This window comes from Terrabacter sp. AAH1, from assembly GCF_054456855.1.
Genome location: NZ_JBTJJV010000012.1, coordinates 128,115 through 140,376, shown reverse-complemented (window position 1 = coordinate 140,376; position 12,262 = coordinate 128,115). Strand labels below are relative to the sequence as shown.

Below are 12,262 nucleotides of genomic sequence, written 5' to 3'. Positions count from 1 at the left end.
CGGAGATCACCCGCGTCGAGCAGCTGCTCAACACCCGCCCCCGAGCCACCCTCGGATTCCACACCCCGGCCGTTAGGCTCAACGAACTACTCAACGTTGCGCAGACGGGTTGAGACCGCCCACGGGTGCGTCTGGTTGAAGAGGTCGAGTGCCCACTTCCCGCCAGGGGAAGTGGGCACTCGGGTGCGGCGCCGGCCGGCGTCAGTGCAGGACGACGGGAGGTGCTGCGGCCGGGTCGGACTCGTCGTCGAGAAGGTGCGACTCCTCGTGCCGCCGCGGTAGGAACCACGCTGCGACGAGGGTCGCCGCGCAGAGGATCGCCGCGATGAGGAAGGTGCGACCGTAGACGTCGGCGAGGTCGCTGACGGCCTGGGCCATCCCCTGCGGGCCGAGTCGGTCCTTGACCGAGGGGTCGAACTGGGCACCGAGCACGGCCCCGGCTCTCGGCGAGCTGTTGAGGTAGTTGGTGAAGACGACCGAGATGACGGCCACGCCGATCGAGCTCGCGATCTGCTGGGTGATGTTGAGCAGCGTCGAGCCGCGCGCGACCTGGTGGTGGGTCAGCGTCTTGAGCGCCGAGGTCATGATCGGCATCATCGTGCCGCCCATGCCGAGACCCATCACGAAGAGCACCGGGATGATGTAGCCCCAGTAGGACGTGTCGGGGCCGACCTGCGTCAGCGCGAACATGCCCGCGACGATGGCGACGAGACCGAACGGGACGATGCGCCCGACGGGGAAGCGGTCGGCGAGCGCCCCGGCGACCGGCATCGTCAGCATCGCGCCGATGCCCTGCGGGACCATGAGGTACGCGGAGTGGAGCGGCGTCTCGGCGCGCACCTGCTGGAGGTACTGGGGCACGAGCAGCAGCCCGCCGAAGAAGGCCGCACCGAAGAGGAACATGGTGATCGTCGCGACGGTGAGCCGGCGGTTTCTGAAGAGCCGCAGGTCGAGCAGCGGGTGCCTGGGCCGGAAGCTGTAGAGCACGAAGACGACGATCATCGCGAGGCCCACCAGGCCCGGGACGAGCACCTTGGCGGACGAGACGGTGCGCTCGCCCGGGATCGAGCTGACGCCGTAGAGGAAGAGCGCCAGGCCCGGCGACATGAGGAGCATGCCGATGACGTCGAAGGACTCGGACGGCTCGGGGTTGTCTGCCGGCAGTGCCCACGCGGCATACGCGACGGCGATGATGCCGATCGGCACGTTGATCAGGAAGATCCAGTGCCAGGAGTAGTTGTCGATGAGCCAGCCGCCCAGGATCGGGCCGAAGATCGGGCCCAGAAGCATCGGGATGCCGAGCACGGCCATGAGCCTGCCCATGCGGTCGGGACCCGCGGCGCGGGTCATGATCGTCATGCCGAGCGGCATGAGCATGCCGCCACCGAGGCCCTGCAGCACCCGGAAGCCGATGAGCATCTCGATGGAGCCGGCCGTCGCGCACAGGGCCGAGCCGGCCGTGAAGAGCACGACCGCGAGCATGTAGAGGCGCTTGGTGCCGAACCGGTCGGCCGCCCACCCGGTGAGCGGGATGACGGTGGCCAGGGCCAGCGTGTAGGCGGTGACCGTCCACGCGACGGTGGAGTAGAGGAGCGGCTGGCCGCCCGGCTGCGCGAAGACCGTCTGGAACTTGGTCAGTGCGATGTTGACGACCGTGATGTCGAGGATCGACATGATCGCGCCGAGGACGACGACCCCGGCGACCTTGAGGACGGCCGCGTCGATCTTGTCGGGGTATGCCGGACCGGCGGGTGGTGCGGTTGGTGCAGACACAGGTGGGCTCCGATGGTCTTCAGAGGTGAGGAACGGCGACGACGACGCCGTGGCAACGGTGGTGGCCGCGCACCCTCGATTGTGCCGCGCACCCCCGACAGCGGCGCAACCCACTTACGCCCTACCCGCCATCCGGGAGGGGCGTACGCGTCGACCGGGCTCAGCCCTGCTTGCGGGGCTGCTTGCCCTCAACGACCTGGGTGCGGGCGACCTTGTCGTGCAGGGCCTGCCGCTTGTCGTCCCACAGCGGCCACAGCCCGTCGAGCAGCGAGAGGAATGGAATGAACTGCCCGGCCAGCGGCACGAGGCGGCGCACCACCGCGGTGCCGAGCGGCAGGGGCCCGGGTTCTGCGGCGCGACGCACGCTGATGCCGACGACCATCTTGCCGGGCGTCTGCGCCGTGGTGGTCCAGAAGATGAGGCAGTAGGCCGTCGTGATGAGCCACAGGATGAAGGAGAACTGGAGGGCGGGCCCGGTGAGCTCGCCCTGGATCGCCGTCAGGCGCGCCCGGTCGTTGACCTCGGCTGCCGTCACCATCTCGGAGAACAGCTGGCCCATGCGCGGGGTGGCCGCCCAGGAGAGCGCACCACCGACGACGAAGAGGATGATGCCGTCGATGAGCCAGGCCCCGAGACGCTTGCCCCACGACGCGAGCGGGATGCCGTCGGCGGTGGTGCGGACGTTGTACATCCACTGCGCGTTGGCCGGTGCCTGCTGGTAGGACTGCTGCGGCGTCTGCGACTGGCCCTGCCAACCGCTGCCCTGCGGCATCGGCGTGGTCGGCGTGGGCGCCGCGGCTCCCGTGCGGTCGGTCGACGACTGGTCACCCCGCGACTGCTGCGGGAGGCCGATGGTGCTCTTCGACGCCGTCGGCGACTTCTTGGGCGCCGTGTGGTTCGTCCACGACACGCCGTCCCAGTAACGGAGCATGTCGGGTTGGCTCGGGTCGTCGTACCACCCGGAGGGCTGCTGGCTCATGACCCAACTCTGCCACGGCGGCGGTCGCCCGCCCGGCAGCGACCCCCAGGACCACGACCTGCCCGGCTTGCCCGGCGAATCACGCCTATCGGCCGATATCACGCAATCTCAACACAAGGTTTCCTCAAGGACGCCTCGACACCATGAGCGTGCGGTGGACTCGTCGCCGTCGGGGGGACGAGCCGGGGCCGTGGCTCCACCCGGCCGCCGCATCGACACAGGAGGATGGCCAATGTCGCGACGGCAACGCACTCGATTCTTGACAGCAGTGACCGGGACGGTGGTGATGGCCGCAGGCCTTGGCTCAGCCTGGCCTTCGTTCGCTGCCGCCCTCAACGAGCCACCAGTCTTTCCACACATCATCGTGTCCTTCCCCGTCCGAGACTTCGTGTCCGCTGAGGGGTACAAGCCCGACGAAGCCGTAAAAGTCGAGGTCCTTCGCAGCGGCTTCGTCGTTGGCACCTCGACGACCACGGCCCTCTTCGATGGACTCGTCGAAGTCAACCACCCCGGCGGAGGTTGTTGGGAGACCGTCACGCCCGACATCCGAGCCGGTGACGTGGTGCGCCTGACCGACTCCTCGGGAACCGTGGACCAGACCACAACCGCGGGCGTGACGGTGACTCAGCCTGCAACGCAGACCGCCCCTGGCACGGTGCAGATCAAAGGCACCGCGGTTTCGGCCGGCGGAGGACAGATCCCGGTTGACCAGTTGGAGGCTCGGATCATCAATGGCACACAGCGCTTCGCTGATGGCAGAAGGGACAAGCGAGCCGACGGCGCCTCGAACACCTTGGTGTACGACGGCGCGGGGCTGACGACCTGGACAGCAACCTTCTCAGGTCTCGATGTGGTTGGCCCGGACGGCGTGAGTGACCTGACCAAGGCACTACGGGGACAGAGTCGGGGCCTTTGGCTCGGGTCCAATCCTCTCGCCGGGACAGAGGTCACCATCTTCGAGTTCGGCGAGATCGGGGGGCCAGCAGCGCCGTGCACCGCCCCTGCGGACCGCGGACCCAGCACACCTGACATGCAGCCGGGGACCGACACCGGATCCTCGAGCACCGACAACGTGACCAGCAACCCGATGCCGACCTTCGCGGGCGTCCGCGGGCTCGCAACGGCCGACACCGTCAACCTCTACGTCGACGGCAACCCAGCAGGATCAGCAACGCCGGCGGCGAATGGCACCTGGTCCGTCACCCTGACAAGTCCGCTTGCTGACGGACCCCACACGGTCACCGCCGGCGAGGTTTCCGGTGCGGCACCTGAGACCATGGGCGTTGGGTCCCTGCCCATCGTGATCGACACCGTCGCACCTGCCGCCGGTGTGATCACGGGGAAGCCCGCTGCGGCAAGCTCGGTGCGCTCCCCGCTGTTCACCTTCACGGGTGAGGCGGGCGCCGCCTTCACCTGCGGTCTCACGCCGGGCGCGGCAGCCGCCGCCTGCGTGTCTGGCAAGACGTTCGGGCCGCTCGCTGACGGTCGCTACACCTTCACCCTGGGCGTGAAGGACCGGGCCGGCAACGCCGCACCGAACGCCACCGCTGCCTTCGCCGTCGGTGTGACGCCGACGGTGACCGCCCGGACGCCGCTGGTGAACCAGACGCGGATCGGCCAGACTGCCAACATCACGGCCACGATGAGCCGCGCTGTGAACGCGACGACCGTCAACAGGACCTCGTTCCTGCTGAAGGCGCCGAACGGGACGGTCGTCCCGGCGGCGGTCACGTACAACGCGACGACCCGGGTGGCAACCCTCAACCCGACCGCCACGCTCGCCGCGGACACCCGTTACACGGCCAGCCTCACCTCGGCGGTCAAGAGCGCCGACTTCGGAGTCGGGCTCACCCCGACCGCGTGGGCGTTCGTCACCGGCCCGGCTCCGGTGGTCAACTTCCGCAGTCCGGCAGCGGGCGCGGTCGGCGTGAGCCGGCTGAGCAACGTCACGGCGGGCTTCAACGAGGCGATCACCGGGGTCAACGGGACCACCGTCAGCCTGCGCTCACCGAGCGGTGCTGTCGTGCGTGCCGTCGTCACCTACAACGCGACGACCCGCCGGGCCACGCTCAACCCCAGCGTCACGCTCGCGCCGCGTACTCGCTACACGCTGCGGCTCACCGCGGGCATCAAGGACCGTGCCGGCAACGCCCTCACGGCAACGTCGTGGTCCTTCACGACACGGGCGTGATGCCCACGACCTGACCGGGACCGCGGTCGCCCCCCCCTCGCGTGGGACCGGGAAGAAGGATCCGCCCCCACGTCCGTCGACGGACGTGGGGGCGGAGTCCTCCCCGGTAGTGGGCGGTGCGCCTGCGGCAGGTCTCAGAGGTTGCCGCGCTTGTCCTGCTCGCGCTCGATCGCCTCGAAGAGCGCCTTGAAGTTGCCCTTGCCGAAGCCGAGCGAGCCGTGCCGCTCGATGAGCTCGAAGAACACCGTCGGCCGGTCGCCGAGCGGCTTGGTGAAGATCTGGAGCAGGTAGCCGTCCTCGTCACGGTCGACGAGGATCTTGCGCTTCTGCAGCTCCTCGATCGGCACCCGGACGTTGCCGATGCGGGCGCGCAGCTCGGGGTCCTCGTAGTAGCTGTCGGGGGTCTCGAGGAACTCGACCCCGTTGTCGCGCAGGGCGTCGACCGAGGCCAGGATGTCGTTGGTCGCCACGGCGAGGTGCTGGGCGCCGGCACCGCGGTAGAACTCGAGGTACTCGTCGATCTGGCTCTTCTTCTTCGCGATGGCCGGCTCGTTGAGCGGGAACTTCACGCGGTGGTTGCCGTTGGCCACGACCTTGCTCATGAGGGCGGAGTAGTCGGTCGCGATGTCGTCGCCGATGAACTCGGCCATGTTCACGAAGCCCATGACGCGGTTGTAGAAGGAGACCCACTCGTCCATGTGGCCGAGCTCGACGTTGCCGACGATGTGGTCGAGCGCCTGGAAGAGCCGCTTGGGCTGGCCCTCGCGCTTGACGTGGGTGGAGCTCGCCGGCACGTAGCCGGGAAGGTACGGGCCGGCATACGTCTTGCCGTCGACCGTGCGCTGCACGAGCGTGTGGCGCGTCTCGCCATAGGTGGCGATGGCGGCGGTGCGCACGGTGCCGTGCTCGTCGGTGTGGTTCGTGGGCTCCTCGAGCACCGTCGCGCCGGCGCTGCGGGCCTGGGCGACGCACTTGTCGACATCGGGCACCTCGAGGGCGATGTCGACAACGCCGTCTCCGTGGCGGCGGTGGTGGTCGGCGAGCGGGCTGTCGGGGTCGACCGCGCCCTTGACGACGAAGCGGATGGAGCCGCTGCGCAGGACGAAGGCCTTGTGGTCGCGGTTGCCGTTCTCGGGACCGGAGTAGGCGACGAGGTCCATGCCCCACGCGCTCTGGTAGTAGTGCGCGCTCTGGGTGGCGTTGCCCGCGACGAACACGATCGCGTCCCATCCGGTGACGGGGAAGACGTCGGTGTTCTCGTCGTACTCGACGAGGCCCACGAGCTGCTTGAGCTGCTCGAGGTCGAGGTCGGCCTCGCGCTCCTGCTGGGTACGGTCGTCGGTGAGGTCGGCGGCCTGAGACGGCATCGTGTCAGTCATGGAGCGAGGGTGGACCAGACCCACCCACTGTGCAACAGAACCCGTGACGTCTGGACACAGTGCACAAAGTGTTGCCCGTATGCCGGCTTGTGCTGGACACTTTGCTCATGACCGCGACCGCTGGGCTGGGTGCTCGCACCGCCGTCGACGCCCTCGACTGCCGCATCCTGCTGCTCCTGCTCAACGAGCCGGGCGTCGGCGTGCTCGGCGCGTCACGCCGGCTGGGCGTGGCCCGTGGCACCGTCCAGGCCCGCATCGACCGCCTCCAGCGCACCGGCGTGCTGCGCTCCATGGCCCCCGACGTCGACCCGGCGGCGCTCGGCTACCCCGTGACCGCGTTCTGCACCCTCGAGATCCGTCAGGGCCGCGGCGGCCACTCCCCCGTCGTCGAGCACCTCGCCGCGATCCCGGAGGTGCTCGAGGCGCACACCATCACCGGCTCGGGAGACGTGCTCATCCGCATCGTCGGGCGCGACAACGCGGACCTGCAGCGCGTCATCGACCAGGTCGTCGACGACGCGCACGTCACCCGCGCCTCGACCGTCATCTCGCTCGCCACCCGACTCGACCACCGCACCGTCCCCCTCGTCGAGCACCTGCTCGACCTCGCCCAAGGAGAGCCGCACCCGTGACCGCCGAAACCGTGAGCGCCAACCCCTACGCCCCGAGAGCCGACGTCGAGCTGACCCACCCCGAGTGGGCCAGGAGTGCGACGATCTACCAGATCAACCAGCGTCACTTCACGCCCGAGGGCACCTTCCGGGCCGCGGAGGCCCACCTGCCACGACTGCGTGACCTGGGCATCGACATCGTCTGGCTGATGCCGGTGCACCCGATCGGCGAGCAGAACCGCAAGGGAGTGCTCGGCAGCCCGTACGCCGTCAAGGACTACCTCGCGGTCAACCCGGAGTTCGGCACGCTCGAGGACCTGCGCCACTTCGTCGCGACCGCGCACGACCTCGGGCTGCACGTCATCCTCGACTGGGTCGCCAACCACACCGCGTGGGACAACCCGCTCGTCACCGAGCACCCCGACTGGTACGCCCGTGACTGGAAGGGCGACTTCCGTCCCACCCCGTGGTGGGACTGGGACGACATCATCGACCTCGACTACGGCAACGAGGACCTGCGTCGCTACATGACCGAGGCGATGGCGTACTGGGTGCGCGAGGTCGACGTCGACGGGTTCCGTTGCGACGTGGCTGGATTCGTGCCCGTCGACTTCTGGGACAACGTGCGTCGCGAGCTCGACGCGATCAAGCCGGTCTTCATGCTCGCCGAGTGGGAGTCGCGCGACCTGCACGTGCGCGCCTTCGACATGACGTACGCGTGGAGCTGGAACGACACCCTTCACAAGATCGCGCACGGCAAGGCCGACGTCGAGGCGCTCAAGGTGTACTACGCGTGGAACGACCGCTTCTACCAGCGCGACGCCTACCGCATGCTCTTCGTCAGCAACCACGACAAGAACGCGTGGGAGGGCACGGAGTACGAGCAGTTCGGCGACGCGCTCGAGCCCGCGATCGTGCTGTCCGTCGTCAGCGAGGGCATGCCGCTCGTCTACAACGGCCAGGAGGCCGGCAGCGACAGGAGGCTGGTCTTCTTCGACAAGGACGAGATCGAGTGGCGCGAGGACGAGCAGGGAGAGCTCTACCGCCGGCTCTTCGCACTGAAGAAGCAGCACCCGGCCCTGTGGAACGGCGCCGCCGGTGGGCGGATGGTGCGGGTGCCGAACTCGGCCGAGGCAGCGGTGCTCAGCTTCGTCCGGGCCGTGGGCGACGACCGTGTCCTCGGCGCGTTCAACTTCAGCGGGGAGGAGCAGACGGTGGTGCTCGGTGACGGCCCCCAGACCGGGTCGTGGCGTGACGCCTTCACCGGCGAGACCCTCGAGCTCGCCGTGGGGCAGTCGTACACGCTCCCGGCCTGGGGCTACCAGGTGCTCGTCGGCGCCTGAGTCCGCCCGACCGACCCGCGCGAATTCTGGGCCGAAACGCGCCGAAACCGCTGACGCGGGAGGGGTCGATCCGCGAGGATGGAGGTGCGTACCCGTCGGTGCTCCCCTGTCCCGGCGGGTACGCCCTCTGTCCCCGTGGCCTCAGCCGGTGACGGTCACCGGGCTGCCGTTGCTGACGAGCTTCCAGTCGATGCTGGAGAACGTCTTCGGGTCGATGACCTTGTGCGCCGTCGCCCAGTCGATGAGCAGCTGCCGGATCTCGATCTGGCGGTTGTAGACGACGGGAGCCGTCGTCACGTGCGGGAAGCCACCACCACCGGACTGGCGGTAGTTGTTGATCGCGATGACGAACCGCGCGTCCGGCAGGACGGGGGCGCCGGCGTACGCGAGGTTCGCGATGCGTGACCCCGCCGCCTTGGCGATGTCGATGTCGTAGGTGAGGTCGGCGTCGAGCCCGCCCATGATGTCGTAGTTGTAGTCGGGCGTGTTGTTCGCGCGGGTCACCTGGTCGGCCGTGAACGGTCCGGTGCCCGAGACCTGCTTGAAGTAGCCGGCGCTCTTCTCGAGGTAGTCCTTGACCTGGGCGCCGGTCAGCACGATGCCGAGCAGGGTGTTGTCGTAGATGTAGAGGCCTGCGACGTCGCGGATGGTCACGTCACCCGCGGGGATCGCGGCGAGGGCGTTGAACGGCGCGGCGATCGACAGCACCGGCAGGTCGGCCTCGGGCGTGCCCGCCAGGGCCGCCTTGACGGCACCCGCCTGGACGTAGTTGATGAAGTCGATGGCGGCGGTGTCCTCATAGCGGGAGGTCGCCGCGGACATCGCCTCGGTGCACGTGCCGATGACGCCGTTGACGTAGCCGAGGACCTTCTCGTGCGCAGCCCGCACGGCACCGGTGACCGCGGGGTCCTCGGGCACGGCGTTGGCGTTCCACAGCTGCCCGGCGCTGTCGACCACCTGCCACTGACCGCGCACCTTCTGCAGGCTGAGGGTCATCTCGGCGACGCGCATGCCCCAGTAGAGCGGCTCGCAGAGCAGCACCTTCTTGCCGGTCTGCTTGTTGGTGACCTTGTCGACGACCTCGACGTGCGAGTGCCCGACGAGGATCGCGTCGATGCCCGGCACCTCCTCGGCGAGGATCCGGCTGGCGTTCTCGACGTAGGGCAGCGCGTCGCCCCACGACGACAGGCCGTTGGTGCCCGAGTGGGCCGAGACGATCACGACGTCGGCGCCGGCGGCCTTGAGGCGCGGCACCATGATGCGCGCCTGCTCGACGATGCCGGGGAACTTCAGCCGGCCCTCGACGTTCGCCTTGTCCCAGATCGCGACGCCCGGCGTGACGAGGCCGAGGATGCCGACCCGGATCGGCTTCTGGTCGGCGATCTTGACGGTCTTGATGACCCACGGCTTGAAGGCCGGTGAGCCGGTGTCCCAGTCGACGGTGTTGGCCGACAGGAGGGGGAAGTCCAGCTGCTTCTCGAAGGCGCGCAGCGTGTCGATGCCGTAGTTGAACTCGTGGTTGCCGAGTGCCGCGGCGTCGTAGCCGACCGCGTTCATGGCGGCGGCCATGGGGTGGGTCGAGCCGCCCGTGATCGGGTCGATCTTGGCGTAGTAGTACGCGAGAGGCGTGCCCTGGATGGTGTCGCCGGCGTCGAGGGTGAGGCACGACGAGGCGCCGAGGTCGGCGCGGCGCATCTTGATGACCGAGGAGGCCTTGGCGAGGCCGATGTCGTTGTGCGTCTTGTCGTCGTACTCGCGGTTGTTGAAGTAGTCCCAGTTGAAGACGTTGCCGTGCAGGTCGGTGGTGCCGAGCACGGTCAGGCGTACGGTCTCGCCGTTGGTGGCGGGCCCGGTGGCGGCGGTGGCCGGTGCCGCGGCACGCACCGAGGCGAGCCCGACGCCGCCGACGGCAGCCAGCGAGAGCAGCTGGCGCCGCGTGGCGGCGGAGGCGAGGAAGCCGGGGGCGCGGTCCGGGTGGCCGGCAGCCGTGGAGGCAGGGGTGCAGGGGGTGGGGTCGGTGCTCATGTCGTCCTTCGGGGGCGCGAGGGTGGTCGCGGGGTCAGGGTGCCGGTGGTCTCCAGCGGGGCGCGCCGAGGCGCCCGCACGACCCTAGCCGCCCAGACCGGGACGAAGGCGGACAAGATGCCACCGATTCGTGAACACCGGCGGACCGGCCGACGGGGCCCGGGAACGGCTCAGCGGCGCCCGACGAGCCAGAGGCGGATCTTGTCGATGCGCTCGCCGACCTGCTCGGACGTCGCCGCCGCGAGGTCGGGTCCCCCGCAGACGCGCCGCAGGTCCATGTGCACGTTGGCATGCGGCAGGCCCTTCTGCCGGGCGTAGGTCGAGACGAGCTTGTTGAGCTCCTTGCGCTGCGCGGCGAGGGCCCGGTGCGCGGCCACCGGCGTCGGCGCCTGGGCCCCCTGCGGGGCCTTCTTCACCTGTCGGCTCTGGCGCTCGCGCAGCAGCGCCGACACCTGGTCGGGCTCGAGCAGCCCGGGCAGCCCGAGGTACTCCTCCTCGTCGGCGGAGCCGACCTGCGCGTGCATGCCCCACTGCTGCTTGTCGAAGAGCACGTGGTCGAAGTGGGCGTCGGACTCGAGCGCCTCGAAGGCGCCCTCGTCGAGCGCACCGCTCGCCTTCTCGGCGCGGTTCGCGTCGTCGATGAGGGCCTGCTCCTCGGCCCACATCTGGCCCACGTCGTCGGGGTTGGGCTTGCGGTCGAGCGCGTGGTCGCGCTGCTCCTCGAGCCGCGCGGCGTGGTCGAGGACGACCGGCACCGACGGGAGGAACACCGAGGCGGTCTCGCCCCGCTTGCGGGCGCGCACGAAGCGGCCGACGGCCTGCGCGAAGAAGAGCGGGGTCGACGTCGACGTCGCGTAGACGCCGACGGCGAGACGCGGCACGTCGACGCCCTCCGAGACCATGCGCACGGCGACCATCCACCGCTCGTCGCTCGCGCCGAAGTCCTCGATGCGCTTGCTCGCGCCGAGGTCGTCGGAGAGGACGACCGTGGGAGCCTCGCCCGTCAGCTCACGGAGGATGGCGGCATACGCCCTCGCCTGCGTCTGGTTGGAGGCGATGACGAGGCCACCGGCGTCCTCGACGTGGCGGCGCACCTCGGCGAGGCGCCGGTCGGCGGCGGCGAGCACCGCCGGGATCCACTCCCCCTTCGGGTCGAGCGCGGTGCGCCAGGCGTGGGCGACGAAGTCCTTCGTCATCGGCTCGCCGAGGCGAGCCTCGAGCTCGTCGCCGGCCTTCGTGCGCCAGCGCATGCTGCCGCCGTAGGCCATGAAGAGGACCGGACGCACGACGCCGTCGCGCAGGGCCTCGGCGTAGCCGTAGGTGTAGTCGCTCGAGCTGACGAGCGTGCCCTCGGCGTCGAGCTCGTAGGTGACGAACGGGATCGGTGACGTGTCGGACCGGAACGGCGTGCCCGTGAGGCTGAGGCGGCGGGTGGCCGGCTCGAAGGCCTCGCGTATGCCGTCGCCCCAGCTCTTGCTGTCGCCGCCGTGGTGCACCTCGTCGAGGATCACGAGCGTCGGGCGGGTGGTCGTCAGCTCACGGTGCAGCGAGGGTCGCGAGGCCACCTGCGCGTAGGTGACGGCGACCCCGTGGTAGTCGTCGGAGTGCCGGCCGATCGAGTTGCTGAACTTCGGGTCGAGGCTGATGCCGACCCGGGCGGCGGCGTCGGCCCACTGCGTCTTGAGGTGCTCGGTGGGCGCGACGACCGTGACCCGGTGCACGACGCCCGCGCTCAGCAGCTCGGTCGCCACCCGCAGCGCGTAGGTCGTCTTGCCGGCACCGGGGGTCGCGACCGCGAGGAAGTCGCGCGGCGCCTTCGACAGGTAGAGGTCGAGTGCCTCCTGCTGCCAGGCACGCAGCTTGCTGGCGGTACCCCACGCTGCCCGCTCCGGGAAGGCGGGTGGGAGGTGGAAGGCGGCCCCTGAACTCATAGGCCGCCCACGGTATCCGGTCGGCCCCCG

The 12,262-nt window shown here is 69.6% G+C and carries 8 protein-coding genes; 3 read left to right on the top strand and 5 right to left on the bottom strand.

The window, feature by feature from the left end; genetic code table 11:
- Positions 1-201 precede the first annotated feature (201 nt).
- Both ACXR8F_RS17080 and ACXR8F_RS17075 read right to left on the bottom strand, forming a co-directional pair.
- Positions 202-1,773 carry a DHA2 family efflux MFS transporter permease subunit gene (locus ACXR8F_RS17080; RefSeq protein WP_045190270.1) on the bottom strand — a complete coding sequence of 524 codons (1,572 nt, stop codon included), beginning with the start codon at positions 1,771-1,773 and terminating at the stop codon, positions 202-204.
- Positions 1,774-1,933: 160 nt separating this feature from the next.
- Positions 1,934-2,752, bottom strand: a complete 819-nt coding sequence (locus ACXR8F_RS17075; protein ID WP_458802257.1) for an RDD family protein — start codon at positions 2,750-2,752, stop codon at positions 1,934-1,936.
- Between the two features lie 364 nt (positions 2,753-3,116).
- Between ACXR8F_RS17075 and ACXR8F_RS17070 the strand changes: the two genes are divergently transcribed.
- A complete protein-coding gene (locus ACXR8F_RS17070; protein WP_458802255.1) occupies positions 3,117-4,943 on the top strand; it encodes an Ig-like domain-containing protein in 1,827 nt (608 codons plus the stop codon).
- Between the two features lie 134 nt (positions 4,944-5,077).
- On the opposite strand, the gene hppD is transcribed toward ACXR8F_RS17070, so the two are convergent.
- On the bottom strand, positions 5,078-6,322 hold the full coding sequence (gene hppD / locus ACXR8F_RS17065) for a 4-hydroxyphenylpyruvate dioxygenase (RefSeq protein WP_045190276.1): 1,245 nt from the start codon (positions 6,320-6,322) through the stop codon (positions 5,078-5,080).
- A 107-nt stretch (positions 6,323-6,429) separates the two neighbouring features.
- On the opposite strand from hppD, the gene ACXR8F_RS17060 reads away from it, so the two are divergent.
- Together ACXR8F_RS17060 and ACXR8F_RS17055 are read left to right on the top strand one after the other, a co-directional pair.
- Positions 6,430-6,954 carry an Lrp/AsnC family transcriptional regulator gene (locus ACXR8F_RS17060; protein WP_045190278.1) on the top strand — a complete coding sequence of 175 codons (525 nt, stop codon included), beginning with the start codon at positions 6,430-6,432 and terminating at the stop codon, positions 6,952-6,954.
- Complete coding sequence (locus tag ACXR8F_RS17055; protein WP_458802252.1) at positions 6,951-8,276, top strand: alpha-amylase family glycosyl hydrolase; 1,326 nt, start codon at positions 6,951-6,953, stop codon at positions 8,274-8,276. Before ACXR8F_RS17060 ends, ACXR8F_RS17055 begins: the two co-directional genes overlap by 4 nt.
- A 141-nt stretch (positions 8,277-8,417) precedes the next feature.
- Here ACXR8F_RS17055 and ACXR8F_RS17050 read toward each other — a convergent pair whose 3' ends face one another.
- Complete coding sequence (locus ACXR8F_RS17050) at positions 8,418-10,301, bottom strand: bifunctional metallophosphatase/5'-nucleotidase (RefSeq protein ID WP_458802250.1); 1,884 nt, start codon at positions 10,299-10,301, stop codon at positions 8,418-8,420.
- Positions 10,302-10,471: 170 nt separating this feature from the next.
- Positions 10,472-12,232 carry a DEAD/DEAH box helicase gene (locus ACXR8F_RS17045; RefSeq protein ID WP_045190280.1) on the bottom strand — a complete coding sequence of 587 codons (1,761 nt, stop codon included), beginning with the start codon at positions 12,230-12,232 and terminating at the stop codon, positions 10,472-10,474.
- Positions 12,233-12,262 lie beyond the last annotated feature (30 nt).